At 73.3% G+C, this 26,780-nt stretch carries 18 protein-coding genes; 10 read left to right on the top strand and 8 right to left on the bottom strand.

Annotated features, from left to right (window positions below):
• Positions 1–59 precede the first annotated feature (59 nt).
• From ACAZ03_RS16390 to ACAZ03_RS16350, 9 genes are all read left to right on the top strand, one after another.
• Positions 60–608 (top strand): dihydrofolate reductase family protein, encoded by a 549-nt coding sequence (locus tag ACAZ03_RS16390; RefSeq protein WP_373355187.1) that lies wholly within the window; start codon positions 60–62, stop codon positions 606–608.
• Positions 609–1,150: 542 nt separating this feature from the next.
• Positions 1,151–1,840, top strand: a complete 690-nt coding sequence (locus tag ACAZ03_RS16385) for a sugar transferase (RefSeq protein ID WP_373357098.1) — start codon at positions 1,151–1,153, stop codon at positions 1,838–1,840.
• A 137-nt stretch (positions 1,841–1,977) separates the two neighbouring features.
• The gene (locus ACAZ03_RS16380; RefSeq protein WP_373355186.1) at positions 1,978–3,378 is read left to right on the top strand and encodes a hypothetical protein; all 1,401 of its coding nucleotides are present in this window, start codon (positions 1,978–1,980) and stop codon (positions 3,376–3,378) included.
• Entirely contained in the window at positions 3,375–5,258 is a 1,884-nt protein-coding gene (locus ACAZ03_RS16375) for a hypothetical protein (RefSeq protein WP_373355185.1), read from the top strand. The genes ACAZ03_RS16380 and ACAZ03_RS16375 overlap by 4 nt, the downstream gene beginning before the upstream one ends.
• 175 nt (positions 5,259–5,433) lie before the next feature.
• Positions 5,434–6,258 carry a glycosyltransferase gene (locus ACAZ03_RS16370; protein WP_373355184.1) on the top strand — a complete coding sequence of 275 codons (825 nt, stop codon included), beginning with the start codon at positions 5,434–5,436 and terminating at the stop codon, positions 6,256–6,258.
• Entirely contained in the window at positions 6,255–7,625 is a 1,371-nt protein-coding gene (locus ACAZ03_RS16365; RefSeq protein WP_373355183.1) for an oligosaccharide flippase family protein, read from the top strand. The genes ACAZ03_RS16370 and ACAZ03_RS16365 overlap by 4 nt, the downstream gene beginning before the upstream one ends.
• 72 nt (positions 7,626–7,697) lie before the next feature.
• Positions 7,698–13,094, top strand: coding sequence for a beta-ketoacyl synthase N-terminal-like domain-containing protein (locus ACAZ03_RS16360; RefSeq protein ID WP_373355182.1), 5,397 nt, complete (start codon positions 7,698–7,700; stop codon positions 13,092–13,094).
• Positions 13,091–14,083, top strand: coding sequence for a glycosyltransferase family 2 protein (locus ACAZ03_RS16355; RefSeq protein WP_373355181.1), 993 nt, complete (start codon positions 13,091–13,093; stop codon positions 14,081–14,083). Before ACAZ03_RS16360 ends, ACAZ03_RS16355 begins: the two co-directional genes overlap by 4 nt.
• Positions 14,083–15,360 (top strand): chain-length determining protein, encoded by a 1,278-nt coding sequence (locus tag ACAZ03_RS16350; RefSeq protein ID WP_373355180.1) that lies wholly within the window; start codon positions 14,083–14,085, stop codon positions 15,358–15,360. The genes ACAZ03_RS16355 and ACAZ03_RS16350 overlap by 1 nt, the downstream gene beginning before the upstream one ends.
• A 99-nt stretch (positions 15,361–15,459) precedes the next feature.
• On the opposite strand, the gene ACAZ03_RS16345 is transcribed toward ACAZ03_RS16350, so the two are convergent.
• The 5 genes from ACAZ03_RS16345 to ACAZ03_RS16325 all read right to left on the bottom strand — a co-directional run bounded on the left by ACAZ03_RS16345 (position 15,460) and on the right by ACAZ03_RS16325 (position 21,291).
• Entirely contained in the window at positions 15,460–16,794 is a 1,335-nt protein-coding gene (locus ACAZ03_RS16345; protein ID WP_373355179.1) for a CpsD/CapB family tyrosine-protein kinase, read from the bottom strand.
• A gap of 91 nt (positions 16,795–16,885) precedes the next feature.
• On the bottom strand, positions 16,886–17,848 hold the full coding sequence (locus ACAZ03_RS16340) for a glycosyltransferase family 2 protein (protein WP_373355178.1): 963 nt from the start codon (positions 17,846–17,848) through the stop codon (positions 16,886–16,888).
• The gene (locus ACAZ03_RS16335) at positions 17,845–19,026 is read right to left on the bottom strand and encodes a glycosyltransferase (protein WP_373355177.1); all 1,182 of its coding nucleotides are present in this window, start codon (positions 19,024–19,026) and stop codon (positions 17,845–17,847) included. Before ACAZ03_RS16335 ends, ACAZ03_RS16340 begins: the two co-directional genes overlap by 4 nt.
• Positions 19,023–19,991 (bottom strand): NAD-dependent epimerase/dehydratase family protein, encoded by a 969-nt coding sequence (locus ACAZ03_RS16330; protein WP_373355176.1) that lies wholly within the window; start codon positions 19,989–19,991, stop codon positions 19,023–19,025. The genes ACAZ03_RS16335 and ACAZ03_RS16330 overlap by 4 nt, the downstream gene beginning before the upstream one ends.
• Before the next feature lie 175 nt (positions 19,992–20,166).
• Positions 20,167–21,291 carry a Gfo/Idh/MocA family protein gene (locus ACAZ03_RS16325; protein WP_373355175.1) on the bottom strand — a complete coding sequence of 375 codons (1,125 nt, stop codon included), beginning with the start codon at positions 21,289–21,291 and terminating at the stop codon, positions 20,167–20,169.
• A 103-nt stretch (positions 21,292–21,394) separates the two neighbouring features.
• Between ACAZ03_RS16325 and ACAZ03_RS16320 the strand changes: the two genes are divergently transcribed.
• On the top strand, positions 21,395–22,150 hold the full coding sequence (locus tag ACAZ03_RS16320) for a WecB/TagA/CpsF family glycosyltransferase (protein ID WP_373355174.1): 756 nt from the start codon (positions 21,395–21,397) through the stop codon (positions 22,148–22,150).
• On the opposite strand, the gene ACAZ03_RS16315 is transcribed toward ACAZ03_RS16320, so the two are convergent.
• The 3 genes from ACAZ03_RS16315 to ACAZ03_RS16305 all read right to left on the bottom strand — a co-directional run bounded on the left by ACAZ03_RS16315 (position 22,147) and on the right by ACAZ03_RS16305 (position 26,738).
• The gene (locus tag ACAZ03_RS16315; protein WP_373355173.1) at positions 22,147–22,977 is read right to left on the bottom strand and encodes a 4-(cytidine 5'-diphospho)-2-C-methyl-D-erythritol kinase; all 831 of its coding nucleotides are present in this window, start codon (positions 22,975–22,977) and stop codon (positions 22,147–22,149) included. The genes ACAZ03_RS16320 and ACAZ03_RS16315 overlap by 4 nt on opposite strands.
• Before the next feature lie 264 nt (positions 22,978–23,241).
• On the bottom strand, positions 23,242–24,927 hold the full coding sequence (locus ACAZ03_RS16310) for a tetratricopeptide repeat protein (RefSeq protein ID WP_373355172.1): 1,686 nt from the start codon (positions 24,925–24,927) through the stop codon (positions 23,242–23,244).
• Between the two features lie 161 nt (positions 24,928–25,088).
• Complete coding sequence (locus ACAZ03_RS16305) at positions 25,089–26,738, bottom strand: electron transfer flavoprotein-ubiquinone oxidoreductase (protein ID WP_373355171.1); 1,650 nt, start codon at positions 26,736–26,738, stop codon at positions 25,089–25,091.
• Positions 26,739–26,780 lie beyond the last annotated feature (42 nt).

The following is a 26,780-nucleotide window of genomic DNA, read 5'->3' as shown; positions in this document are numbered from 1 at the left end:
AACGTCTGGCATTCCCCCGCGAGAGGCTCTAGGAGCGGCGGCGCAAGCCGGGAGGCCCGATGACGCGCTTCGTCGCCTATATCTCCATGTCGCTCGACGGGCGCATTGCCGATGCGGACGGCGGCACCTCCTGGCTGGCCGATCACGGCGGCGGTGAGGAAGGCGACCGCGGCTATGCGGCCTTTCACGGCGCCGCCGATGCGGTCGTCATGGGGCGGCGCACGCATGACGGGCTTCGCGAGGCCGGCCCCTGGCCCTGGCGCGGCGTGCCGGCCTATGTGATCACCTCCCGCATGCTCGACCCCAAGCGCGAGATGATCCTGCCGGTCCTGCCCGATTTCCCCGGTCTCGGCCGGCAGCTCCGGCGGCAGGATTACGGGACGGTCTGGGTCGTGGGCGGCGGGCAGACGCTCGGGGCGGCGCTGCAGGCGGGGATGCTCGACGAGCTCAGGCTCTTCGTCCTGCCGGTGGTGCTCGGCGCCGGGGTGCCGCTCTTCTCGATGGAGGGCCTGCCGCGCCCGGCGGTGCTCTCCGGTCACCGGCTCTGGCCGGGCGGGGTGGTCGAGCTGCTCCACAGCTTTGATGCGGGGCCGCAGGCGAAACCCTGAGACTCACGAATCAAATGCCGCGGATTTTTCCCCAACAATCCACAGCTTGACCTCGCATTGTTCGCGCCGGGCGGGCAATATTCGGTCCCGCCGGCAAAAAGTTAAGAGGATCGGCCAAGCCCCGCCGAGGCCCCGCCAAGGGCGAAATCCGGCCCCATTGTCGCCCTCGGGGCGCCAAATCTCGCCGGACCGCGCCGGTTTGTCGCGCATCGGGCGATAACGCGTGGCATGGGCGCCACGGAGCCTTGCAGGGCAGGGCCGGGAGGGGGGCTCGGGCAAGCTCCTTAAACCCCTCTCAAAATTTTCCTCTAATTGACGACAAATCCGAACAAGTGCTTTGGTGAGGTCGTGGCGGTGGCCGCGAGCTGCCAAATCCCGCGGCCGCCATCTGCGACAACCGGAGCCCCTCGGGCGACGGTCGCATCGGGAGCGGCACCACAGCCGATCGACATGCGAAGACACCGCCCGCCGCCCCCCGGCGCGGGCGCCCGGAAGACCTGTGCCCGCTGCGGGCGTCCCTGGGAGGGATCGACTTGAGTGATGTGTTTCAGCCGGAGTACACCGGCACCCAGACCCCCCAGACCCTTCCCGTCGCGCCGCAGGCCCTCGCCTGGGATCTTCATCGCCGCATCTACCACAACGCCTTCAAGCGCGGGGTCGACATCGTTCTGACGCTCATTGCGCTGCCGCCCGTCCTTCTCGTCATCGCCCTTCTCGCCGTGGCCATCCGCCGCGACGGCGGGCCGGTCTTCTATGCGCAGGAGCGCATCGGCAAGAACGGCCGCACCTTCCGCATGTACAAGCTCCGCTCCATGGCGCCCGACGCCGACCGGATGCTCGTCGAACTGCTGGCGACCAGCGCCGCCGCCCGCGACGAGTGGGAAGAGCGCCAGAAGCTGACCGATGATCCGCGCATCACGCCGCTCGGCCGGCTGATCCGCAAGACCTCGCTCGACGAGCTGCCGCAGTTCCTCAACGTGCTGAAGGGCGACATGTCGCTCGTCGGCCCGCGCCCGATGCTGACGGCGCAGAAGGAGCTCTACCCGGGCCGCGAATATTACGCGCTCCGGCCCGGCATCACCGGGCTCTGGCAGACCAGCCCCCGCAACGAGACGAGCTTCCGCGAGCGGGCCGACTGGGACGGCGCCTACTTCCGCTCGCTGTCGCTGGTCACGGACATCAAGCTGCTCCTGCGCACCGTCCGCGTCGTGCTCTCCGGCACCGGCGTCTGAGGCGCGGAGCCGGCGGGACGGCCCGTAACGGGCCGATTGCCCCGCCTCTGCTGCCCTCGTGACAGATTTTCGCCCCGCCGTGATAGGATAGCGGCGATGATGATCGCGACAGATGCATATCCCGGGAGGCGCGGCTGATGCCCAATGCCTTCGCGCAGCTCATGCTGCTGGCCTGGCCCTTCGCATCGCTCGCGCTCTTCCGGGCGCTGGCGCCGGGGCGAGCGCTCATCGCCTCCATGCTGATCGCCTATCTCGTCCTGCCGCCGGCCCCGGCGGGGGTGGACCTGCCGCTCCTGCCGCCGCTGACGAAAGACACAATTCCGGCGCTCGTCGCCTTCCTGATCGTCATCGTCATGCACCGCGAGGGGCTGCGGCTCTGGCCGCGGAACCGTCTGGCGCAAGGGCTGATCCTCGTCTTCGTCTTCTCGCCCGTGCTGACGGTGATCGCCAATCCGCAGCCGATCATCGCCGGCTCCTGGGTGACGCCGGGCCTGACGTCTCACGACGCCATCGCCTGGACGGTGAACCAGGCGCTCGTGCTCCTGCCCTTCCTGATGGCGCGGGCCCTGCTGGCCTCGCCGGGGGATCACCGCGATCTCCTCTTCGCGACGCTCATCGCCGGGCTGGCCTATTCGCTGCCGCTGCTGCTCGAGGTGCGGCTGTCGCCGATCCTCAACCTGCGCCTCTACGGCTATTACCAGCATGCGATCGCGCAGAGCGTCAGAGGCGACGGCTTCCGGCCGCTGGTCTTCTTGCAGCACGGGCTCTGGGCGGCCTTCCTCGTGATGAGCTCCGTCCTTGCCGCGGTGGCGCTGGCGCGGGCGGAGGAGGGCTCACGCCGCGTCGCGCTGCTTTTCGCCGGGTTCTACATGCTTGTGGTGCTGGTGCTCTGCAAATCGCTGGCCTCGCTCCTTTATGCGCTGGCCGGCGTGCCGCTGATCCTGATGCTGCCGCAGCGCTGGCATATCCATATCGCCGCCGCCCTCGCCTGCCTGACGCTCGTCTATCCGGCCGCAAAGGCGGTGAACCTCGTGCCCGAGCAGGCGCTGCTCGCCGCCGCGGCCGACATCAGCCCCGACCGCGCCCAGAGCCTCGGCTTCCGCTTCGAGAACGAGGCGCTGCTGCTGCAGCGGGCGGAGGAGCGGCCGCTCCTCGGCTGGGGCGGCTGGGGGCGGCATCTGGTGCGGGACAGCCAGACAGGGCAGCAGATCTCCGTCTCGGACGGGCAGTGGATCGTGACGCTCGGCACCTGGGGCTGGCTCGGCTTCATTGCCCAGTTCGGCATCCTCGTGCTGCCGATCCTGGCGATCTGGGGGAGGATGATCCGTTTCGGGCCCGAGACGCTCGCCCCGCTCGTGGGGCCGATCCTGCTCCTTTACGGCATCAATCTCGTCGACCTCATCCCCAATGCCACGCTGACCCCGGTGACCTGGCTGATCGCCGGCGGGATGCTGGGCTATAGCGAGGGCTCCGCCGCCGCCTCTGTCTCCGCCCCGCAAGGCGCCCGGCGGCCCGCCCCGATCCGGACGGTGCTATGAGGCGGCTCCTGCTCGCGCTTCTTCTCGTGCTGCCGGCGCTCGGCTCCGCGGAGGACACATCCGACCCCTCCGACCCGGCGCTCGGGACCAACCTCGCCGGCATCAGCGACTGGTCGACGCAGCTGCCCTTCATCGACCTGATGAAATCCGCCCGCCCCTGGATCGGCCATCTGGAGGGGCAATGGGGCGGCGCCACCATGGCCGATCTGGACGCTGCCGGCTTCATCAGCCCCGAGGGCTGGCCGACCGGCCTGCCGGAGGGGGTGACGGGGCTGGAGACCTTCCTGCTCACCGACATTCCCGCCGAGGCCCGCTCGACTGCCGGCACCTATCTGGTGACCTGGGAGGGGCAGGCGCGGATTTCCTTCGATGGCGGGGCGCGCGATGTGCGCATGGGCGACGGCGAGGGGCGCTTCCGCTTCGAGCCGGGCGGGCCGCCGGTGAGCCTGCGGCTCAGCCGCATCGACCCGGACGACCCGATCCGCAACATCACCGTGATGCGCGAGGATCTGGCGCCGCTCCACGCGCTCGGCGCGGTGTTCGCCCCCGATTTCGTGGCGCGCATCGGCCGCTTCCGGGTGCTGCGGTTTCTCGACTGGATGATGGCGAACGGAAGCTGGCAGCAGAGCCTCGCGGACCGGCCGAAGGTCACGGATTTCTCCTATGCGGCGCGCGGCGTGCCGGTGGAGCTGATCGTGGCCCTCGGCAATGCCGCCGGCACGGACATCTGGCTGACGCTCCCGCATCAGGCGGAAGACGATTACGTGGCCGGTATCGCCTCCTACGTCGCCGAGACGCTCGACCCGCGGCTGAAGGTCTATGCCGAATATTCCAACGAACTCTGGAACTTCTCTTTCGCGCAGGCGGGCTGGGCGGCCGAGCGTGCGCGCGAGCGCTGGGGGGCCGAGGGCGACGCCTGGATGCAATATGCGGGCCTGCGCGCCGCCGAGGTGGCTGATATCTGGGCCGAGGCCTTCGCCGACGATCCGGACCGGCTCGTCCGTGTCGTGGCGGTGCACAGCTTCTGGCCGGGGCTGGAGGAGCCGCTTCTCGATGCGCCGCTCGCCGTCGCCGAGGGCCGCGCGCCGCCGGTGGAGAGCTTCGATGCCTATGCCGTCTCGGGCTATATCGGCCACGAGCTCGGCGGGCCGGAGGCGCTGGAAGAGGTCCACCGCCTGGCCGAGAGCCCGGACGGCTTCGCCGAGGCTGCCGCGACGATCCGGGCCGGCACGCTGAGGGCGCTGACCGAAGAGATCTGGCCCTATCATGCCGAGGTCGCCCGCGCCCGCGGCCTCCGGCTCATTGCCTACGAAGGCGGCACGCATGTCGCCGGGCAGGGGGAGGTCGTGGCCGATCCCGTGGCGACCGCGTTCTTCACCGGCTTCAACTATTCGCCCGAGATGGGCGCGCTCTATGACGAGCTGCTGGCGGCCTGGGCCGATCTCGGCGCCGGGCCCTTCGTCCATTATTTCGACCGCGCCATGCCGAACCAATGGGGCTCCTGGGGGGCGCAGCGGGCGGAGGGCGACGACAACCCGCGCTGGCAGGCGATTGCCGCCGCCAATGCCCGGGGCGCCCCCGGCCGGCCGGAGGGGACCTTCGCCACAGGGCTCTACCTCAGGGGCGGCGGCACGCTCACCGGCACGCCGGCCGCCGACACGCTGCTCGGCGGGCCGGGGGACGACCGGCTGGCGCCCGGCGGCACATCGGGCTTCGCCACCGATTACGTCGTGGGCGGCGATGGGGCGGATGTGCTCGTCCTCCCCGGGCAGGAGGCCGACTGGCAGGTGGAGGAGGATCCCGCCGGGCTCACCCTGACCTCGGCGACCTTCGGTCGCATCCGCGCCTCCGGCATCGAGGAGCTGGCCTTCGGCGAGTGAGGGACGCGGCGAGGGCTCCGCCTTCGATTCCCATAAGGGGATGGAGCGGGCCCCGCCCCGATCTTCGCGGGGCCGCCCCTCACCATCTCCGCCGCAGGGTCGCATTTTGGCCCGCTTTTCCCGGTTTCTCCGGCGTCGTAGACTGACACGCGGGCCTCTGCCCGGCGGATGGGGCATGGACGGCATCAGCATCATCATTCCGGCCAGCAACGAGGCGGGGCACATCGGCCCCTGCCTCGCCGCGCTGGCCGAGGCGGAGGCGCCTGACTGCGCCGTCGAGGTCATCCTCTCCGCCAATGCCTGCCGCGATGCGACCGTCGACGAGGCCGCCGCGCTCCGCCCCGCGCTGGCCGCGCGCGGCTGGCGGCTGGCCATCATCGAGCGGCCGGAGCCCGGCAAGCCCGGCGCGCTCAATGCCGGCGATGGCGAGGCCCGACTGCCGGCGCGGCTCTATCTCGACGCCGATGTGCGGCTCTCGCCGGGGCTCCTCGCCGAGATCGCGGAGCTGATCGACCGGCCCGAGCCCGCCTATGCCTCCGGCCGGCTGGTGATGACCGCCGAGGGCGCCGTCTCCCGCGCCTATGCGCGCACCTGGGCACGGGTGCCCTTCATGGCCGCGGGCGTGCCGGGCGCCGGGCTCTTCGCCGTCAATGCCGCCGGGCGCGCCCGCTGGGGCGCCTGGCCGGAGGTGATCTCCGACGATACCTTCGCGCGGCTCCATTTCTCTCCGGCCGAGCGCCATGCCGCCGCCGCCCCCTATCACTGGCCCGTCGCCCCCGGCTGGCGGGCTCTGGTGCGGGTGCGGCGCCGGCAGGATTCCGGCGTGCGCGAGATCGCGGCCCGCTACCCCGCGCTCCTCGCCAATGACGACAAGGCGCCGCTCGGGCTGGCCGGTGCCCTGCGCCTCGCGCTCCGCGACCCCGCCTCGATGGCCGTCTATGCCGGCGTCGCCCTCGCCACCCGCACCCGCCGCGCGCGGGGCTGGAGCCGGGCGCGATGAGCGCGCTGGCACGGCGCTTCCGCGGCTCGGGGCTCATGCAGCGCGCCGCCCGCACCTCGGTGCAGGCCATGACCGCCTATGGCGCCGGGCAGGCGATGCGGCTCGCGTCGAACCTCATCCTCACACGGCTCCTCTTCCCCGAAGCCTTCGGCATCATGGGCATGGTCATGGTGGTGCTCGTCGGGCTTCAGCAATTCTCCGACCTCGGCGTGGGCGCCGCGATCATGCAGTCGAAGCGTGGCGACGATGCCGCCTTCCTCGATACCGCCTGGACGCTGCATGTGCTGCGCGGCGTTGGCCTCTGGCTCGTCGCCTGCGCGCTCGCCCTGCCGGCGGCGGCCTATTTCAACACGCCCGAGGTGGCGCGCTACATGCCGATCATGGGGCTGGCGCTGGTGATCGACGGCTTCTTGCCGACGCGGCGCGAGCAGGCGGGGCGCCACATGCGGATCGGCCGGCTGACGGCGATCGAGATCGGCGGCCAGGCCACCGGCATCGCCCTCACCGTGGCGCTCGCCGCCGCCACCGGCTCGATCTGGGCGCTGGTCGCGGCGCCCATCGTCGCCTCCGCGGTCAACCTCGCATTCCTGACCGTCTTCCTCCCCGGGCGGCGCAACCGGCCGGGGCTGGAACGGGCGGCGCTCGGGGAACTCATCTCCTTCGGCAAGTGGATCTTCCTGTCCACCATCGCCGGCTATCTCGTGCTGCAGGGCGACCGGCTGGTGCTCGGCCGCAGCCTGCCGGCCGAGACCTTCGGCCTCTACAACATCGCCGCCTTCCTCGCGACCTTCCCGCTGCTCCTGTCGCTCGCGGTGGCGCGGCGGATCATGATCCCGCTCTACCGCGAGAGCCCGCCGGCGGCCGGGGCGGAGAACTTCGCCCGCCTCGCCCGCGCCCGGGCGGCGCTGAGCCTTGTCATGGCCGGGGGCGCGCTCCTGCTCGCGGCCGTCGCCATCCCGCTCGTCGGCGTGCTCTACGATCCGCGCTATGCGCCGGTGGGCGAGCTGGCGACGCTCATCGCCCTCGCGCAGGTGCCGGCGATCCTGTGCATGAGCTATGACGAGGCGGCGCTGGCGGCGGGCGACTCGCGCGCCTACGCCTCCGTCACCATCGTGCGGGCGGTGCTCTGCCTCGCCGGGCTCGGCTTCGGCTTTTCGGCCGGCGGGGTGATCGGCGCGCTCTTCGGCTATGCCGCCGCGCAGGCCGCCACCTGGCCTGCCTCGATCCTCGTCGCCCGCCGCTACAAGACGTGGGATCCGCGGCATGACGCGCTGGGCGCGCTGGCCTGGATCGGCCTCGGTGCCGCCATCCTGATCTGGCGCTGGCCGGAGATCGCAGAGCTCGCGCGGTTCGCGGGACCCGGCTGAATTATGTCGAATTCGTCCCAAATTCGCCCCAATGCCATGTCAGGACAGGGGCGAAAGAGCCGTTCGAGTGCCATGACCCGTCAGAGTTCCAGCGATATCGCCATTGTCGGCATGGCCCTGCGCCTGCCGGGCGCGGCGGGGCTCGGGCCGTTCTGGGCGAACATGGCGGAGGGGCGAAGCGCCATCCGCCGGCTGGGGGAGGCGGAGCTGCTCGCCAATGGCGAGACGCCGGAGCGCATCGCCCGCCCCGACTACGTGCCCTTCGCCGCACCGCTCGAGGGCTATGACCTTTTCGACGCAGGCTTTTTCGGCCTCTCGCCCCGCGAGGCGGCGATCATGGACCCGCAGCACCGGCTGTTCCTCGAGGTCGCCTGGGAGGCGCTGGAAAACGCCGGCCACCCGCCCGAGGGGCTCGGCGGCCCCGTCGGCGTCTTCGCCGGCTCCGGCGCGCCGGTCTATTTCTGGGAGAACGTGCTGACCAACCCCGGGCTCCTGGCGGAATCGGGGCGGTTCCACCTGCAGCACACCGGCAACGAGCAGGACGTGCTGGCGACAAGGCTCAGCCACGTGCTCGATCTGCGCGGCCCGAGCGTCGCCCTGCAGACCGCCTGCTCCTCCGGCCTCGTCGCGGCGCATTTCGCGGCGCGGTCGCTGATGGCCGGCGATTGCGACCTGGCGCTCGCCGGGGCGGTGTCGATCCCCCTGCCGCAGGGGCGGGGCTATCTGCACCGCGACGGCGACGTGCTCTCGCCCGACGGCGCCTGCCGCTCCTTCGACCGGCGCGCCTCGGGCACCGTCTACGGCGCCGGCGCCGCCGTGGTGGCGCTCCGCCGGCTCGCGGATGCCGAGGCGGAGGGCGATCACATCTGGGCGGTGCTGAAGGGCAGCGCCATCAACAATGACGGCGGCGCCAAGCCCGGCTTCTTCGCGCCCTCGCCGCGCGGCCAGGCCGAGGTGATCCGCGCCGCGCTCGCCGACGCCCGCGTGGCGGCGGAGAGCATCGGCTATGTCGAAGCGCATGGATCCGGCACGCTCCGCGGCGACGGCATCGAGCTCGAAGGGCTGACGGCCGCCTTCGGCGACGTGCCCGGGCCGGTCTGGCTTGGCACCGCCAAGCCGAATGTCGGCCATCTCGATGCCGCCGCCGGGGCCGTCGGGCTCGTTCGGGCGGCGCTGGCGCTTCATGCCGGGAAGATCCCGCCAATTCCGGGCGCCGAGCCGCGGGACGAGCTGGCCGAAGGGCCCTTCCGCCTTGCCGAAGCGCTGACCGACTGGCCCGAGGGCCGCCGCCGCGCCGGCGTCACCGCGCTCGGCGTCGGCGGCACCAATGCCCATGCGGTGCTGGAAGAGGCGCCGGCCCGCCCGGCCGCGCCGGAGGTTTCGGGCCTTCGGCCTATCGTCCTCTCCGCCCGCAGCCCTGCGGCGCTGGGCGAGGCGGCGGCGCGGCTCGCCCGCCATCTCGCCGCCGAGCCCGGGCTGCCGCTGGCGGATGTCTCCTTCACCCTCGCCAGGGGCCGCCGTGCCTTCGAGCACCGCCGGGTGCTGGTGGCGGGCAGCACCGCCGAAGCCGCCACGCTCCTCGCCTCCGGCGACCGCGAGCGGGTGGCGAGCGAGGTCGCCCGGCCGGGCGGCGCGCGGCCGGTCTTCCTGTTCCCCGGCGGCGGCTCGCAGCGCGTCGCCATGGGCCGCGAGCTGATGGCCGCCGAGCCGGTCTTCGCCGAGTGGATGGAGCGCGGCCTCGCGCTCCTGCCGGAGGAGGCGCGCACGGTCTGGGCGGACGGCCCCGAGGCCGAGCTCGAGCGCCCCGCGCTGCAACTGCCGCTGCTCTTCGTGGTGGATCATGCCCTCGCGCAGCTCTGGCTGGCCGAGGGCGTGACGCCCGCCGCGCTCGTCGGCCATTCCATCGGCGAGAATGTCGCCGCCGTCCTCGCCGACGTCATGCCCTTCGAGACCGGGCTCGCGCTAACGCTGCTCCACGGTCGGGCGATGGAGCGGGATGCGCCGGGGGCCATGCTCTCCGTCGCCCTCTCCGCGCCGGCGCTGGAGGAGCGGCTGGCCGCGCATCCCCAGATCGACATCGCCGCCCTCAACGGCGCCGAGATGACCGTCGCCGCCGGCCCGGCGGAGGTCATCGCCGCCCTCGCCGAAGAGCTGGAGGCGGAGGGCATCCCGAGCCGCCTCGTGCCGATGCGCGGCGCCGCCCATTCCCGCCGCCTCGCCGGGGCGGAGGCGGAGGTGGCGGCGCTCCTTGAAGGGGTCAGGCTGAACCCGCCCTCCATCCCCATCGTCTCCACCGCGACCGGCCGCCCCCTGAGCGATGCCGAGGCGACGGACCCCGGCCATTGGGCGCGGCAGCTCCGCGCGCCGGTGCGCTTCCACGAGGCGCTGGGCGTGCTCGCCGAGGACCCGGCCCATGTCTTCCTGCAGATCGGCCCCGGCCGGGCGCTGGCGCAGCTCGCGCTGCACCATCCCGCCATCGGCCCAGGGCGCGTCGCCCCAAGCCTGCCGGCCCCCGGCAGCGAGGTGGCGGAGCCCGTCGCCTTCCGCACCGCGCTCGCGCGGCTCTGGGCCATGGGCGGCGCGGTCGACCTGACCGCGGGCGCCCCCGGCCGGCGCATCCCGCTGCCCGGCTATGCCTGGCAGCACCAAAGGCACTTCATCGCCCCCGGGCTGCCCGCGACCAGCGCCGACCCGCTCCTGCCCCTCCGTGCCGGCGCCGAGTCCCATGCCTGGCGCCCCGTCTGGCGGCTTGCCTATGCGCCCTGCGAGGCCGATCTCGCCGACCTCGGCGCCCTGCCGCGCCAGACCTTCCTTCTCTTCGCCGACGAGGCCGGGCTGGCGGCACGGCTAGCCGCGAGGCTCAGGCCCGCCGGCCATGTCGTCCGCCTCGTCCATCCCGGCGACACCTTCGCCGCGCTGGACAGCGGCGACTTCACGCTGCCTGCCGAGCGCGGCCGCGAGGGCTATGATCGGCTCCTCGCCGCCCTGAAGGCGCGCGGCGAGCGCCCGAGCCGGATCGGCCATTTCTGGCTGGTGACGGAGGGGCGCGGGGCGCGGCCCGGCTCGTCCTTCTTCCACCGCGTGCAGGAGCACGGGTTCTGGAGCCTCTATCACCTCGGCGAGGCGTTGGCCGAAGCGGGGGCGGAGGCGGCCGGCACGCCCCATCTCCTGACCGTCACCACCGGCGCCGCCGCGGCGCCCGGCGAGGCGCTGGCCGAGCCGGAGAAGGCGACAATCTTCGGCCCCGCGCGCACCCTGCCGCGCGAGCTGCCGGTCACCTCGACGACCCTCGACATCGCCCTGCCGCGCCGCCGCTTCGGGGACCGCTTCGGCCGCCGGAACTGGGAGGCGCTCGAAACGCAGCTCCTCGAAGAGCTCTTCGCCGAGCCCGGCAATGCCGAGGCGATCCGCCGCGGCACTGACCGCTGGGAGCGTCACTGGCGCCCCGCCCCGCTCCCCGCCGAGGGCGCGGCCCTCACCGGCCATGTCCTCGTCACCGGCGGGCTCGGCGGTGCCGGGCGCGGGCTGGCGGCCGCGCTCGTTGCGGAGGGCAAGGCCAAGGTCACGCTCCTCACCCGCCGCCCCCTGCCGCCCCGCGCCCGCTGGGACGAGATCCTCCGCACGCTGCCCCCGGGCGATCCGCTCGCCGGGCGTCTGAAGGCGGCGCTGGCGCTGGAGGAGGCGGGCGGGACGCATCAGATCCTCTCCGCCGATGTGGCGCATCTGGAAGACATGCGCGCCGCGGTGGCGAAGGCCGAGGCCGCCTTCGGCCCGGTCACGGTGCTCATCCATGCTGCCGGCAGCCTCGAAGGGGCAGAAACCGCCGCGCGCTCGCCGCTTCATGCCGAAGCGGTGCTGGCGCCCAAGCTGCATGGCGGCGAGGTGCTGCGGGCGCTCTTCCCGCCCGGGCGGCTGGAGCGGCTCGTGTTTTTCGGCGCCGCCGCCGGGCTCGTCGGCCCGGCCGGCACGGCGGATACCGCCGCCGCCAATGCCTATCTCGACGCCCTCGCCCAGTCCGCCGTCTTCGGGGAGACGAAAGTGACCGCGCTCGACTGGGGGCCGCTGGCCGCCGAGGCGCCGGCCCCTGCCGGCCCGCTGACCCCGGGCGAGGCGCGCCGCCGGCATCTGCAGGCGCAGGGCCTGACCGCCGCCGAGGCCGCCGCGCTGGCGCTTCGCGCGCTGGCGGGAGGCGAGGCGCAGCTCGCCCTCACCTCGGTGCCGCTGCCGGCGCTCCGCGCGGCCGCCATGGCCGCCCCCGCAGAGGCCCCCGCCCTGCCACCGCTGAGCGGTTTCGACCGTCCGGCACTGGCGGAGCCCTTCGCCGCTCCCGAGGGGCCGGTCGAGGAGCGGCTCGCCGGGCTCTGGCGCGACATCCTGGGGCTCGACACCGTGGGCGCGGAAGACAGCTTCTTCGATCTGGGCGGCCATTCGCTGCTCGCCGTGCAGCTCTTCGCCCGCATCCGCGAGACCTTCGGCCCGGCGCTCGGGCTCTCGACGCTCTTCGAGGCGCCGACCATCCGGGCGCTCGCCCGCACCATCGCCGCCGCCGCGCCGACGGCGCGGGCACCCGTGGTGGCCCCGGCCCCGCGCTTCACGCATCTGGTGCCGATGAGCGAGGGCGTGACGGGGCCGAAGGCGCCGCTCTTCCTCGTTGCCGGCATGTTCGGCAACCTCCTCAACCTGCGCCATCTCGCGCAGCTTCTCGGCAGCGAGCGGCCCGTGCACGGGCTTCAAGCGCGCGGGCTGATGGGCGAGGAGGCGCCGCACGAGACCTTTGAGGAAGCCGCGGCGGCGATGATCGCCGAGATCCGCGCCGTGCAGCCTCGGGGGCCCTACCTCCTCGGCGGCTTCTCCGGCGGCGGCATCACCGCCTGGGAGATCGCCGCCCAGCTCGAGGCGGCGGGCGAGGAGGTCGCCGTGCTCGCCCTTCTCGACACCGCCCTGCCGCAGCGCGCGCCGCTGACGAGAGCCGACCGCGCCCGCATCCAGCTTCTCGAGCTGAAGCGTCACGGCGCGCTCTACCCGGCGCGCTGGGCCGCCCGGCGGATCGCCTGGGAGATCGCGAAGCGCCGCCCGCGGGCCGACCCCGGCCCGGGCTTCCACAATGCCGCCATCGAGGCCGCCTTCCTGCGCGCCGCCGCCGCCTACCGCGTGCCGGTGCGCCGGGGGCCGGCCACGCTCTTCCGCCCGCCGCTCTCGGGCCGCTGGCAGGTGGCGCCCGGCCGGCTCGTCAACCACGAGCGCGCCTATGTCACCGAGGACAACGGTTGGCGCGCCTTCGCGCCGCAACTGGAGGTGCTCGAAGTGCCGGGAGATCACGATTCGATGGTGCTGGAGCCCAATGTCCGCGTCCTCGCCGCACGGCTCGCCCGGGTGATCGCCGCCGCCGAAGCGCCCGCCGCCGCCGTAGAGCCCGCCGCTCCCGACGCCCGCGCGCGCCGCTGGCCGCATGAGGAGGCCGCCGAATGAGCCCCTTCGTCCATGTTCTCATCCTCAACTGGCGCACGCCGGAGATGACGCTGAAGGCCTGCGAGGCAACCCTGAAGGAGATGGAGGGGATCGAGGGGCTCATCACGCTTCTCGACAACGATTCGCAGGATGGCTCCTTCGAATACCTGCTCACCGCCACCTTCGACATGCCGCGCGTCCGCGTCGTGCAGACGGGGCGGAACGGCGGCTTCGGGGCGGGGAACAACCACGGCATCCTGTCGCCGCTGCCCGGCCGGCCGAAGGTGGATTACATCTACATCCAGAATTCCGACGCCTTCCCGCGCGCCGGGGCGATCCGCGCGCTCTTGAAGCATCTGGAGAGCCATCCCCGCGCCGGGCTCGCCGGCTCGCAACTGGTGGACGAGGGGGGCCTGCCGCAGCAGACGCAGTTCCGCTTCCCCTCGATCCTGTCGGAATTCGAGGGCGCGGCTCGGCTCGGGCCCGTCAGCCGGCTCCTCCGCCGCCATGCGCTGGTGCATCCGATCCTGCCCGACAGCCGCCCGGTCGACTGGCTCGCCGGCGCCTCGCTGATGATCCGCGCCGATATCCTCTCGGGCATCGGGCTCTTCGACGAGCGGTTCTTCCTCTATTTCGAAGAGACCGACCTCTGCCATCGGGCCGTCGCCGCGGGGGTGGAGGTGCATTTCGTGAAGTCATCCGTCGTCACCCATGCCGGCTCGGTCTCGACCGGGCGCGACTATTGGGAGCGGGTGCCGGCCTACTGGTTCGACTCGCGCCTGCATTACTTCGTGAAGACCCATGGCGCCGCCTATGCGGCCGCCGCCACCGCCGCGCATGTGGCCGGCGGGCTGATCCACCGGCTGCGCTGCCGGCTGGCCGGCCGCCCGCCGGAGGACCCACCGGGCTTCCTGCGGCAGCTCATCCGCCATGACATGGCCAGCCTCCTGCCCGGGCGCGGCAGCCGGCGGCCCGGCCCCCGGGGCACCCCCGCGAAAGGAGAGATCTGATGGCCAAGCTGCTCCGCAGGCTCCTGCGCATCCTCGCCCGCCGCGGCTGGATCGTCGTCCTTCTGGTGGCGATCGGCGTGCCCGCCTCGATCTGGTACGCGCTCGGCCGCGAGCGCGTCTACGAGGCCTGGGCGGTCGTGCAGATCGAGGCGCCGCAGATCGACGATACAGGCCTCGGCACCATGAGCGGCGGCGCCGCCGACCGGCAGCTCGACCTCATCGAGCAGAAGCTCATGAGCCGCGATTCGCTTCTGGCCCTCGCGGAGGAATTCGAGCTCTACGGGCCGGCCGTGCCGGTCGTGCAGCAGACCGATATCCTGCGCAGCAGCATCCAGATCTCGAAGATCGTCGACCCGGCCGCGGCCTATAATCCACTGGCCCAGCCTTCCGGCCTGACAATCGGCGTGCGGATGACCGATCCGCAGCTCGCCGCCGACATCGCCAATGCGCTTCTGGAGCAGATCATCGATGAGGCGCAGAGCCGTAACCTCGGCCGCGCGGCGCGGACGCTGGAGTTCTATCGCGGCGAGGAGGCGCGCGTCGGCGCCGCCATCACCGCCAAGGAAGAAGAGCTCGCCCGCTTCAAGGAGGCCTGGTCCGACAGCCTGCCCGAGGCGCTCGCCTCGCAGCGCGCCCGGCTCGACCGGCTGGAGGAATCGCGGCGCGATTTCGATTCGCAGATCATCGAGCTGCAGAGCGGCTCCGACCGGCTCCGCGAGGAAGAGCTCGCCCGGCAGACGGCACTGCTCGAACAGCAGCGCGACCTCGTGGATGCCTCGATCGCCGAGGTGGCGGAGGCCATCGCCGCGGCGCCGGAGGTCGAGCGGCAGCTTCTCGCGATCACCCGCGAGATGGAGCTACTGCAGACGGAATACACCGCCATCACCCAGCGGCGGACGGACGCCGCGCTCAACAACGAGATCGAGGCGCAGGACAATGCCGCCCGCTACGAGGTGCTCGAGCGCGCCGTGCCGCCCTATGCGCCGGTGACCGCCAGCCGCAAGAAACTCGCATTGGCCGGCGGGGCGGCGAGCCTGATCGCGGGCCTGGCGCTCGCGTTCGTGCTGGAGCTGATGAGCCCCGCGCTCCGCAGCGCCGAGCAGGTCGAGCGCCAGCTTGGCGTGCAGCCGGTGGTGGTGATCCCCGTCATCTCCCGCCAGGGGCCTGGCCGGCTCTTGCGGCGGGGCGGGGTTCTGGCCGTTGCCGTGGGGCTGGCCCTCGGGGCCTGGGCGCTCCTGCGGACGACGGGCGCGAGCCTGGTGCCCGGGCGCGGTTGAGAGGGCCGACTTCTCCCGCGGGTATCTGGAGATAAGCGAGAGGGGGGCGGGGCGGCCTATGCAACGCGCGCGCGGCGGGTGGGCGCGCTCCGGGCGCCCTCAGTAGCCGTAGTGCTGGGTATGCGCGGTTTCGCCCTTGTTGAGGACGATGCCGATGATGGGCATGTCCTTGCCGAGCCGCCGCTCGGTCTCGCGCACCTCGGCCGCATCTGTCCTGTCGCCGCCAATGACCAGGAGCACGCAGTCGAAATGCGGGGCGAGGGCGATCACGTCGTCCTGCGCCAGCGCCGGCGGCAGGTCGTAGAGCAGCACGTCGGGCCGGTAGGTCGCCTCCATCCCCGCGAGGATGTCGGCGGTCTTCGGCTGCTGGAAAAGCTCGGAGGCGAAGGGCTCGACCTTCCGGTTGAGCCCGACGGCGAGGTTGCGGCCGATGTTCAGCCGGTTGGGTCCGGGGCGGCGGAGGAATGCCTCCGCCGGCGTCTCGCCGCGCAGGAAATCGCCGGTCGAGGCCTCGGGCGTGAGGCCGAGATAGCGCGCGAGCCCGGGCCGGCGCAGGTCGGCCTCGATCAGCATCGTACGGGCATTGTCGTAGCGCGACAGCGTGATCGCGAGGTTGATCGAGGTGAAGCTCTTCCCGACGCCGGGGCCTGGCGAGGTCACGCCGATCCGGTGCCAGCCGTTCTCTTGGAGCGCCTTCACGACGCGGGCGCGGAGGATGTCGAAGGCGGCATGGGCCGGCTCCTCGCGCCGCGCGGTGATGACGAGATTGCGGACGAGCGCCGGTTCCTTGACCTCGAAACGGGGCAGGGCCTCCCAGCTTGCGGTGGGATCGTAGGCAGGGGCGGGCGCCGGCTCGGGTGTGGGGGCCGGCTCGAGAAGGAGCGGGGCCTCCCGCGCGGGGGGCGGATCGGCGGGCGGCGGAGGCTCGGAGGGGGCGAGACGGCGGGGAGCCGCCGGGTCGACGCGCCGCTGGCGCCGCAGGGGCGCGGGGCGGGGCGCCCTCTCCGCTCCGGAGGCTGACGCCTCCGCGCGCGTCTCGGGCGCCGGGGGTTCGGGGGCGGGCTCAGGGTCGGGTGGGGGCGCCTCGGCCGGGGGCACCTCGGGTTCGGGCTCGGGGGCCTCGACGTCGGGTTCCGGCGCGGGTGTATCGGGGACGGACGGCTCGGTCGGCCGCTCCTGCCCGCTCGCTTCGGGTTCGCTCGCTTCGGGTTCGGGCGTTGGGGCGGGTTCGGGCGCCGGGGCGGGGTCGGGAGAGCGGGCCTCGGCGGGCGCCGGCTTCGCCTCGGCCGCCTCGGGCGCGGGGCGCGCCGTCTCCTCCGCGTTCGCCTGCAGCGCCTTCTGGCGGCGCGCGGCGTTGATGCGGGCAAGGAGGCGCCGCCGCTCCTCCGGGCTGAGGGGCGGGCGCTTGGGGCTGGTGTCGTCGGGTCCGCTCATGGCGCCGTTTCTCGAGCCTTCTGCCGCGCGTTTGCCTTCAGATGCGGGGCAAAGGTGGCAACAATGCGCCTCGCAAAGGGTATTCCGTGTCTCACTTGTACTCGATCAGCGCCAGCGCGCGGCCGGTCAGCCGGCGGGCGTGATAGGTGAGGATCCCCTGCAGCATCGCCGGTTTCGAGGCCGTGTAGAAGGCCGCCACCGCGGCCGCCCGGCGGGGGGCCATGCCGCCCCGGCGGAGGCCGAGCGCCGTCTTCGCCCATGACGCCGGCCAGGCGAAGAGGAGGAGGAGCGCCCAGGGGGTGACGAAGAGCCCCGCGAGGGTCAGCACCGGCAGCACTAGCCCCCAGAGCCAGGCCCGCCGGCGCTCGCGGGCCGCGGCGCCGGGGTGGCGTGAGGCGATCTGGGCATGGCCATGCCCGCCGCGCACCATCCGCCGCCACCACTGGGGGAAGCGCGTCATGTCGATGTCGTGCCAGCTCATGTCCGTGGGCAGGCGGAGGAGGCCGCGGCCGGCCTTCAGGAGCCGCAGGCAGAGCTCCTCGTCCTCCGAGGCAATGAGCGCGCCGTCGAAGCCGCCGAGGCTGGCGAGGTCGCGGCCGCGGATCATCATGTCGCCGTGGTTGGAGGTCACGGGGCCGGGCGGGCGGTGCCATTCGGCCTCGGCCATGGCGTGGTAGATGTTGCGCTCCGGGTGCCTTTCGCGGCGCCAGCCGGTCACCATCGCCAGCCCCTCGTCCGCCGCCAGCGCCGTCTGACCCTTGGCGAGCCAGCCCGGCTCCAGCGCGCAATCGCCGTCGATGAACTGGACGGCCTCCGGCAGGGGCGCCCCCAGCGCCGCCAGCCCGGCGTTGCGGGCGCGGGCGGCGGTGAAGGGGGGCTCAAGGGCCACGACCTCCGCCCCGAGCGCCGCGGCGCGCGCCGGGCTGCCGTCGGTGGAGCCGGAATCGACATAGACGAGCCGGGCACCGGGGGGGAGGTCGGCAAGGGCGGCGGTGAGGCAGGCCTCGAGCCGGGCGCCCTCGTCGCGGCCGATGGCGATCACCGCGAGGCTCATGGGGCGCCCCGGAAGAGGGCGGCGAGCCTGGCCGCCTCGGTGGCGGCGGTGAACTCCGCCTCTACCTTCGCGCGGCCCGCGGCGCCCATGGAGGGGCGGTCGCTCCGCCCCATCAGTTCGAGGATCGCCGCCGTGAGCGCGGGGGCGTCGCCGGGCGGGACGAGCCGGCCGGAGGTGCCGTCCTCCACCAGCTCGGCCACGCCGGCGATGCGCGTGGCGACAGCGGGGAGTTCGGCGGCCAGCGCCTCCATCAGCACCACGGGCAGGCCCTCGGCGAAGCTCGGGAGGACGAAGAGATCGGCGGTGGAGAGCGCCTCGGCGACATCGCCCTGGGAGAGCGCGCCGGTGAAGGTGACGGGGAGGCCCCGGGCCCGAGCCTCCAGCGCCGCGCGGTCCGGCCCGTCGCCGATGAGCGTCAGGTGGAGGTCGGGGCGGGTGCGGAGCGCCTGCTCGAAGGCCTCCAGCAGCACCGGCAGGCCCTTGGCGGCGGCGAGGCGGCCGACGAAAAGGAGCCGGGTGCCGGTGCGGGGGCCGGGGCGGTAGCGCCCGGGCTCCACCCCGCAATGGACGATGTGGAGCTTCGGCCACGCCGCCTCGGGCGAGAGCAGCATCGCCTGGCTCCGCGCGAAGGCGGAGATGCAGGCGACGAAGCGGGCGCGGGCGATCTTCTCGGGCAGCGCCCAGCGGTCGGTCGCGAAGAAATCGTCGGGCCCGTGGAGCGTGAAGGAGAAGGGCAGCCCGGTCAGCTCGGCGGCGAGGAGGGCGACCGTCCCGGCGGACTGGGCGATGTGGTTGTGGATGTGGCTGGCGCCGATGGTGCGGAGGTGGCCGGCGAGGGTCAGCGCCTCGGCGAGGTAGATCGCCTGATAGGCGAGTGCGCGGAGGCCGCCAGGGGAGGTCCGCCAGGCGAGGGCGGCGGCGCGGGCGAAGCGCGCGGGGTGGCGGGCCGCCGTGGCGACGGCGCGGAGGAGGCCTCGGGGCGAGGCGAGCGCGGGGAGGATCGCGAAGGTCCGCCCCGCCTCCGCCCTCTGCTCGGGGCCGGTTTGATGCTCCGGCCCGGTGCGGCGCACGGTACAGGTGGCGACCTCGATCCCGAGCGCGCGGAGGGCGGCGACCTCGCGCTGGATGAAGGTATCCGTCGCGCGGGGATATTCCCCGGTGAGATAGGCGACGGTCATTGCGGCTCCCAGCCATGTGCGGGGGCCCAGCCGGTCGCGCGGAGCGCGTCGTTCGGATAGCGCGCCGGCGCGAAGCGGGCACGGAGCGTGGCGCGGCGGAGGAGGCCGGGCAGGCGCGGCCCGAGCTTCGGGATGCGGCCGAGGGGTGGCGCGAGCGCGGCGAGGAGCCGCCAGGGCAGCGGCAGGGGCAGGGCGCCGAGGGCGCGGGCGAGTTGCCGACGGCTCGGCAGGTCGCCGGCGACGACATTGAAGGTCTCGATGCCCGGCGCCGCCCGCTCGGCGGCGAGGACGAGGGCTAGGGCGGCGTCCTCCACATGGACGAGCGGCACCTCGCCGGGGGAGGCGGGGGTGAGCGAGACGGGCCCGAGGCGCGGCCCGAGATGGGCATTCCAGGAGCGGCCGGGGCCGGTCAGCGCGCCGATGCGCAGGATCGTGGCGCCGCGGCCGGAGGCCTCCGCCTCGGCGCGCACCACCTCCTCCTGCGCGAGCTTGGCGCGCATATAGGCGTCGCGGCTGCGGGGGGCGGGGTCGAGCGGCGCGGTCTCGTCGATGAGGGGCAGCGCCCGGCGGCGCTGGGCGGCGAGGCGGGCGGAGGCGGCGCGCGGCGCGGCGGCGACCTCGGCGCTGAGCGGGCCGGCCTCCGGCGCGGGCGGCGCGGCGGGGCGGGGCGGCGGCGGGGCGTAGACGGCGATGGATCCGGCCAGGACCATCCGGGCCGGGTGGCCGTCGAGGGCGCGGAGGAGCGCGAGCGTCGCCTGGACGGTGTCGCGCGCGGCGCGGGAGCCGTCGAGCGCGGCGGCGCAGTGGAGCACGGCGTCGATGCCGTCCAGCGCGCCGGGCGGCAGGCCCTCGGCGAGGTCGCCATCGGCGCGGGTCAGGGCGCGCACCTCGTGGCCGCGCGCCTCCGCCTCCGCAAGGGTGGCCCGGCCGAGGAAGCCGCCGGCGCCGGTGAGCAGGAGCTTCATGGCCGGCACTCCCGTGCCGGCGGGGCAAAAATTCTTCTGCGAAGAATTTTTGGGCGCACGGCCCCGAGGGGGCGCCCGGTTGCGGCCGGGCCCGGGGGGCCGTCTGCCCCCCGTCGCCTTCGGCGACTCCCCCCGAGGATGCCCCGGGAGCAAAGACGGAGGGGCGGGGGCGCGATCAGGCGGCCCATGGCATGGGCTCCATGGGCGGGCAGCGGCTGGCGATCTCGGTGCGGGCGCCGGCGGCGATGGCGAGCGTGACCTCGGTCAGGTGCAGCGCATAGGCGCCGGAGAGGCGGGAGGGGCGGCCCGCGGCGATGGCCTCCAGCATCTCGGCCGGGCCGAGCGCGAAGTTCATCGAGGCCGCGCCCTGGCGGGGGAGCATCGGATGCGGCGCGCCGGAGAGGCCGACCGAGCGGGGCAGCGGCGATTCGAGGAGGCGCCGGCGGAGGGTCATGCGGCGGCGGAAGCGGACGGGGGCGGCATTGTCCCAGGCGCGGGGGACCTCGAGCACGCCCGCCTCGCCGATGACCCGCAACCGGTGATCATGCGGGGCGACGATGGAGCAGGTGAGGCGGGCGACGGGGCCGGCCTCGAAGTGGATCAGCGCCGTCGAGAGGTCGGGCGTGCCGGAGTGGCCCCGCTTGTCGGGGATCACCTCGGCGGTCGCCGCATCGACGCGGGTGACGCTGCCGAAGGCGGCGATCAGCCAGGAGAGCCAGTAGCCGGCGTGTTCCAGCGTGCAGCCCGTGGCGAATTCGTCGGCGAAGGGCCAGGGGGCGCCGCTCTCCGACGCCCAGGCCTCCAGCGGCGCCTGGGGGATGAAGCCGTCGTCGAGCTCGGCATAGACGAGCCGCGGCGTGCCGGCGACGCCCTGGCGGAGGGCGCGGAAGAGGCCCTGGGCGGTGCGGGAAAGTACGGAGGAGGGGGCGGAGGCGAGCTGCAGGCCGCGCGCCTCGGCGAGGGCGGCGAGGGCGCGCGCCTCGGCGAGGTCGGTGACCATGGGCTTTTCGGAGAAGACATGCGCGCCGGCTTCCAGCGCCGCGCGGGTCACGGTGGCATGTTCCGTGGGGTTGGTGAGGTTGAGGACCAGCGAGCCCCTGGCGAAGAGTGCCGCCGCCGAGGGATAAGGCGCGACGCCCCAATGCGTGCAGAAGGCGGCGAGGCGGGCGGGGTCGCGGTCCCAGGCGCCGGTGACAGAGATCTCCGGATGGCGGGCGAGCGAGCGCATGTAGAGATCGGCCACGTAGCCGCAGCCGATGAGGCTCACCGCCCCGAGCGTCGATCTGCTGGCCTCGTTCATGCCCCGGGGGCTCCCATGCAAGCGTGGCAACACTTTGGCCCGGTTGCGGTGTCTTCTGCCAGAGGGGGATTGCGGCGGCGGCCTCGCCGGGGATTGTGGCGGCATGGATGCCGTACTCCTCCCCTATGGCCCCGCCGAGGTGGCGATCACCGTGCAGAGCCGGGCCGGCCTCGAGGCGGAGGTCGGGCGGCGGCTGGCGGCGGGGCAGGGCTTCGCGCTGGCGACGGTGAATCTCGATCATATCGTGAAGCTGCGGCGGGATGCGGCCTTCCGCGCCGCCTATGCGGCGCATGAGCTCATCACGGCGGATGGGAACCCCATCGTCTGGCTGGCACGGCTCGGCGGGAGGGAGGTCGAGCTCCTCCCCGGGGCCGACCTGATCCTGCCGCTCTGCCGGCTGGCCGCGGCGCATGGCGCGCCGGTAGCGCTGGTCGGCGCCACGGGGCAGGCACTCGCCGGGGCGGCGGCACGGCTCAGGGCCGAGGTGCCGGGGCTAGCGGTCGCCGCCGAGATCGCGCCGCCGATGGGCTTCGATCCGGACGGGCCGGCGGCGGAGGCGCTGCTCTCCGAGGTCGTGGCCTCCGGCGCGCGGATCGCCTTCCTCGCCCTCGGCGCGCCGAAGCAGGAGCAGTTGGCCGCGCTCGGGCTGCGGCTGGCGCCGGGGGTTGGCTTCGTCTCCATCGGGGCGGGGCTCGACTTTCTGGCGGGGACGCAGCGGCGGGCGCCGGAATGGGTCCGGCGGCTGGCGCTCGAATGGCTCTGGCGGATGCTGTCGAACCCGCGGCGGCTCGCCGGGCGTTACCTCGCCTCGGCGCTGGTGCTGCCGGGGCTCGCGCTCCGCATGTGGCGCCGCCGCTAGAGCGGCGCGCCGCCCCAGACCCACCAGCCGGGATGGGCGCGGGCGAGGGTGCGGGCCATCTCCTCCGCCTCCGCCGGCGTTTCCGTCAGCGCCCAGCAGGTGGCGCCGGAGCCGGACATGCCGGAGGCGGGGGCCGCACTCAGGGCCTCGAGTACGGGTGGCAGGGCCGGGCAGAGCGCCCGGGCCGGGTCCGTCAGGTCGTTGCCGGCGGCGCGGAGCCAGGCGCAGAACTCCGGGAAGGGCGCGGCCTCGAGCGGGGGGAGCGGCGGCGAGGCCCGCCCCTCCAGCCCGGCGAAGACCGGGCCAGTGGGCACAGCCACGCCCGGGTTGGCAAGGACGAGGCCGAAGGCGGGGAGCGGCGGCGCCGGGCTCAGCCGCTCGCCGATGCCCGCCATGAGCTGCGGGGTGGGGGCGGCGAGGCAGACGGGCAGGTCGGCGCCGAGGGGCAGCGCCTCCTCGGCCGAGAGGGGCGCCACCCCCCAGAGCTCGGCGAGCCCGGTGAGCGCCGCCGCGGCATCGGAGGAGCCGCCGCCGATCCCGGCCCCGTGGGGCAGATACTTGGTGAGGCGGAGCGCCGCGCCCGCCGTCACCCCCCTTGCCTCGCGCAGCCGTCCGGCGGCAGCCAGCACGAGGTTGCGGCCGTCTCCGGGAACGCCGCCGGCCCTCGGCCCGTCCACGCTCAGGGTCAGCCCGTCCGCCGGGGCGATCTCCAGCACGTCGGCCACACCGGCGAAGATCACCAGCGAGGAGAGCTCGTGATAGCCGTCCGCCCGCCGCCCGGTGACGCGGAGCGCGAGGTTGACCTTGGCGGGGGCGGTGAGGCGCATGGGGCTCCCTGGGGTGAGGGCGGGCTCCAGGGGCCCGCCCCTTTCTATCGCCCGTTCTGCCCGAACCGGCCAGACCCCGGGCGCGCGAACACCCGGCCGGCTCGGGGGCCCCAGTCTTTGCTCCCGAAAAATCCTCGGGGGGAGTCGCCAAAGGCGACGGGGGGGCAGACAGCCCCCCAAAATTCTTCGTGGAAGAATTTTTGCCGCCGCCCTTCGCACTGCCAAAGATCTTTCTCGAAAGATCTTTGCTCCGCCGGCCGCCCCTCAGCCTCCGTTCGCGACGGCGGGCTCCAGCGCGGCCGAGTCCCCCGGGATCTCCACCAGCCCGCTGGCCAGCTTCTGCTCCAGCCGGGCCGCCATCGCTGCCTCCGGCTCGAACGACAGCGCCCGGCGCCATTGGAAGCGCGCCTCCTCGCGGCGGCCGACCTGCCAGTAGGCATCGCCCAGATGCTCGTTGATCACCGGGCTGCCGGCCTCGATCTCCACCGCGCGCTCCAGATGCGGCACCGCTTCCGCCACCCGGCCGAGCCGGTAGAGCGCCCAGCCGAGGCTGTCGATGATGGCGGCGTTCTCCGGCTCCGCCGCCACGGCAAGGCGGACCATGGCGAGCGCCTCGTCGAGCGATTCGCCGCGGGTGACCAGCGCATAGCCGAGGTGGTTGAGCACGCGCGGCTGCCCGGGGTTCAGCTCCAGCGCGCGGCGGAAGTCAGCCTCGGCGCCGGGCCAGTTGCCGGCCTCCTGCCGCGAGATGCCGCGCGTGTAATGGATGACCCAGGTCATCGGCGCGCCGTCGGCATAGAGCTGCAGGGCGCGGCCATAGGCCTCTACCGCCTCTGGGTAGCGGGCGAGCTCGCGCAGCGAGTCGCCGAGGGAGGCCTGCAGGTCGGCGCGGGCGGGGTGGGCCGCGGCGAGCGCCGCGAGCACGCGCGCCGCTTCGTCCGGCGCTCCGGTGCGGCGGAGCGTGGCGGCGCGGGTCATCTCGGCGGCGAGGTGGTCGGGCGAGCCCTCCGCCACGCCTTGAAGGATCGCGGTCGCGAGATCCGGCCGGCCGAGCGCCTCGCAGGCGCGGGCGGCAAGCAGCATCGCCTCGAAATGCTCGGGCGCCAGCCAGAGCGCGGCGCGGGCATAGATGAGCTGGCGGGGGTCCGGCACCTCCCGGCCGCTCATGGCAGCGGAGAGCGAGTAATAGACCTCGGCGAGCCCGGCGGCGGCATCCGGCACCAGCGGCCGGGTGATCCGCCCGGCGGCGAGGTCGGCGGCCAGCGCCGTCATCCCCGCGTCGGCGCGCTCGCCGAAGATCCGCCGGATCAGCGCCGCGCCCTCCTCCCCCCGGCCCATCTGGCCGAGCAGCACGGCATGGGCGAGGACGCCGCGGCGCGTGAGGGGCAGCCCCTCGGCGGGGGGGAGCGTGAAGATCGCCTCCGCGCCTTCGAGATCGCCGGCCATCGCGAGCGCCAGAGCCTTGTTGTAGAGCGCGAAGCCGGCGCGGCCCTCATCGCCCGCCCTATCGGCGGCCATGGCATCGAAGGCGGCGAGCGCCTCTCGCATCCGCCCGGCGCCGACCAGCGCCCAGGCGCGGGTCAGCGCGTCGGGCAGGGGGGCGATGGTGAGGCCGGCGTCGAGCCGGGTCAGGATCTCGCCCCAGTCCCCGGTCTCGGCGAGCGCGACGGTGCGCACCAGCGCCGGCAGGCCGGTGCCGGGCTCCACCCGTTCGGCGAGCGGCAGGGCCCTGTCGAAGGCGCCGAGCTGGACGAACGCCGTCAGCGCCTCGGTCGCCAGATCCGCCCGGCCCTGATCTTCCGCCAGGGCCGAGATGTAATAGCTCGCGGCGGCTTCGAAATCGCCGTTCTGCGCCGCGGAACGCCCGGCCAGATACGCGCCGACATCCTCGGCGTGACCGGGCGTGGCGAGCGCCGCGGTTGCGGCCAGCACGCTGATGATACCCCTCAAGAGCTCCCCTCGATCTTCTGCCTGTTTCCCCTGGGGGAGAGGTTAACCAGCCGGGCCTTAACGGTCGATTGTCAGGAGATGTATCGGCTGGTCTTCGCCGGATCGGGGCGATCTTGGGCGGCAGGATGCCGCCCGATTGACCAGATGCGCCGCCCCGGGGCTCACATATTCGGGTAATTCGGCCCGTCGCCGCCCTGCGGGACGGTCCATTTGATGTTCTGCGCCGGGTCCTTGATGTCACAGGTCTTGCAGTGGACGCAGTTCTGGAAGTTGATGACGAACTTCGGGCCGCCCTCGTCCTCCACCACCTCGTAGACGCCCGCCGGGCAGTAGAGCCGCGCCGGCTCGCCGTAGATCGGCAGGTTGTGCGCGATGGGGACGCTCGGGTCCGCGAGCCGCAGATGGCAGGGCTGGCTCTCTTCGTGGTTGGTCGCCGAGAAGGCGACGTTGGTCAGGCGGTCGAAGGAGAGTTTGCCGTCGGGCTTGGGGTACTCGATGGGCTTGTGCTTCTCGGCCGGCTCCGTCGCCTCGGCATCGGTCTTGCCGTGCTTGAGGGTCCCGAGCGGCGAGCCGCCGAAGAGCGTCCGGCACCACATGTCGGCGCCGCCGACGAGGAGCCCGCCGAGCGGCCCGAGCTTGGCGTTGAGCGGCGCGACGTTGCGCACCTTCGAGAGGTCCTTGCCCACCGGCCCCTTCCGGAGCGCCTCGTCATAGTCGACCAGCGTGTCGCCCGAGCGCCCCGCCGCCAGCGCCGCATGGGCCGCCTCGGCGGCGGCGATGCCGGAATGCATGGCGTTGTGGTTGCCCTTGATGCGCGGCAGGTTCACCAGCCCCGAGGAGCAGCCCAGAAGCGCACCACCCGGGAAGGCGGAGGTCGGGATCGACTGCCAGCCCCCCTTCGTCACCGCCCGCGCGCCATAGGCGACGCGCTTGCCGCGCTCGAGCACGCGCCTGATCATCGGGTGATGCTTGAACCGCTGGAACTCGGCATAGGGGTAGAGATGCGGGTTTCTGTAGTTGAGGTCGACGATATAGCCGACGTAAACCTGCCGGTTATCAAGGTGATACATGAAGCTGCCGCCCGAGGCGGAAAAGCCGAGCGGCCAGCCCATCGTGTGCAAAACGAGCCCCTCGTCATGCACATCCTCGGGGACCTCCCAGATCTCCTTCATGCCGAGCCCGTATTTCTGCGGCTCATGCCCCTCGGCGAGCCCGAGGCGGCCGATGACCTCCTTCGACAGCGAGCCCCGCGCGCCTTCGGAGAGGAAGACGTATTTGCCGAGGAGCTCCATCCCCGGCTCGTAGCTGTCGCCGGGCGTGCCGTCGGGGTTCAGCCCGAACTCGCCGGCGATGACGCCTTTCAGCGCGCCGTCCTCGCCCCAGATGAGCTGGGAACAGGCGAAGCCGGGGAAGACCTCGACGCCGAGCGCCTCGGCCTGCTCGGCCAGCCAGCGGCAGACATTGCCCATCGAGACGATGTAATTGCCGTGGTTGTTCATGAGCGGCGGCATGATCCAGTTGGGGATCCGGATCGCCCCGCCCTCGCCCAGCATGTAGAAGCGGTCCTTCTTCACCGGCACGGTGATCGGCGCATCCATCTCGCGCCAGTCCGGCAAGAGCCTGTCGAGCCCCGACGGGTCGAGGACGGCGCCCGAGAGGATATGCGCGCCCACTTCGGAGCCCTTCTCCAGCACCACCACGTTGCACTCGGGGTCGAGCTGTTTGAGGCGGATCGCGGCCGAGAGGCCCGCAGGGCCGGCGCCGACGATCACGACGTCGAATTCCATGGATTCGCGCTCAGGTTGGCTCATCAGGAGTCTCCGGCAAGGGGCTAAGCTCCCACCGGGTTAGCG

The organism is Pseudoroseicyclus sp. CXY001, assembly GCF_041714655.1.
In the GTDB taxonomy this organism is placed as follows: Bacteria; Pseudomonadota; Alphaproteobacteria; order Rhodobacterales; family Rhodobacteraceae; genus Pseudoroseicyclus_A.
This window is presented reverse-complemented; position numbering and strand designations above follow the sequence as displayed.

Bases quoted from the DNA above. Each gene is read 5' to 3' on its own strand.
- ACAZ03_RS16320 (WP_373355174.1), top strand. From the start codon at position 21,395: ATGGATGCCGTACTCCTCCCCTATGGCCCCGCCGAGGTGGCGATCACC.
- ACAZ03_RS16360 (WP_373355182.1), top strand. From the start codon at position 7,698: ATGACCCGTCAGAGTTCCAGCGATATCGCCATTGTCGGCATGGCCCTG.
- ACAZ03_RS16340 (WP_373355178.1), bottom strand. From the start codon at position 17,848: ATGAGCCTCGCGGTGATCGCCATCGGCCGCGACGAGGGCGCCCGGCTC.
- ACAZ03_RS16335 (WP_373355177.1), bottom strand. From the start codon at position 19,026: ATGACCGTCGCCTATCTCACCGGGGAATATCCCCGCGCGACGGATACC.
- ACAZ03_RS16325 (WP_373355175.1), bottom strand. From the start codon at position 21,291: ATGAACGAGGCCAGCAGATCGACGCTCGGGGCGGTGAGCCTCATCGGC.
- ACAZ03_RS16365 (WP_373355183.1), top strand. From the start codon at position 6,255: ATGAGCGCGCTGGCACGGCGCTTCCGCGGCTCGGGGCTCATGCAGCGC.
- ACAZ03_RS16330 (WP_373355176.1), bottom strand. From the start codon at position 19,991: ATGAAGCTCCTGCTCACCGGCGCCGGCGGCTTCCTCGGCCGGGCCACC.
- ACAZ03_RS16380 (WP_373355186.1), top strand. From the start codon at position 1,978: ATGCCCAATGCCTTCGCGCAGCTCATGCTGCTGGCCTGGCCCTTCGCA.
- ACAZ03_RS16375 (WP_373355185.1), top strand. From the start codon at position 3,375: ATGAGGCGGCTCCTGCTCGCGCTTCTTCTCGTGCTGCCGGCGCTCGGC.
- ACAZ03_RS16350 (WP_373355180.1), top strand. From the start codon at position 14,083: ATGGCCAAGCTGCTCCGCAGGCTCCTGCGCATCCTCGCCCGCCGCGGC.
- ACAZ03_RS16370 (WP_373355184.1), top strand. From the start codon at position 5,434: ATGGACGGCATCAGCATCATCATTCCGGCCAGCAACGAGGCGGGGCAC.
- ACAZ03_RS16355 (WP_373355181.1), top strand. From the start codon at position 13,091: ATGAGCCCCTTCGTCCATGTTCTCATCCTCAACTGGCGCACGCCGGAG.
- ACAZ03_RS16390 (WP_373355187.1), top strand. From the start codon at position 60: ATGACGCGCTTCGTCGCCTATATCTCCATGTCGCTCGACGGGCGCATT.
- ACAZ03_RS16305 (WP_373355171.1), bottom strand. From the start codon at position 26,738: ATGAGCCAACCTGAGCGCGAATCCATGGAATTCGACGTCGTGATCGTC.
- ACAZ03_RS16315 (WP_373355173.1), bottom strand. From the start codon at position 22,977: ATGCGCCTCACCGCCCCCGCCAAGGTCAACCTCGCGCTCCGCGTCACC.
- ACAZ03_RS16345 (WP_373355179.1), bottom strand. From the start codon at position 16,794: ATGAGCGGACCCGACGACACCAGCCCCAAGCGCCCGCCCCTCAGCCCG.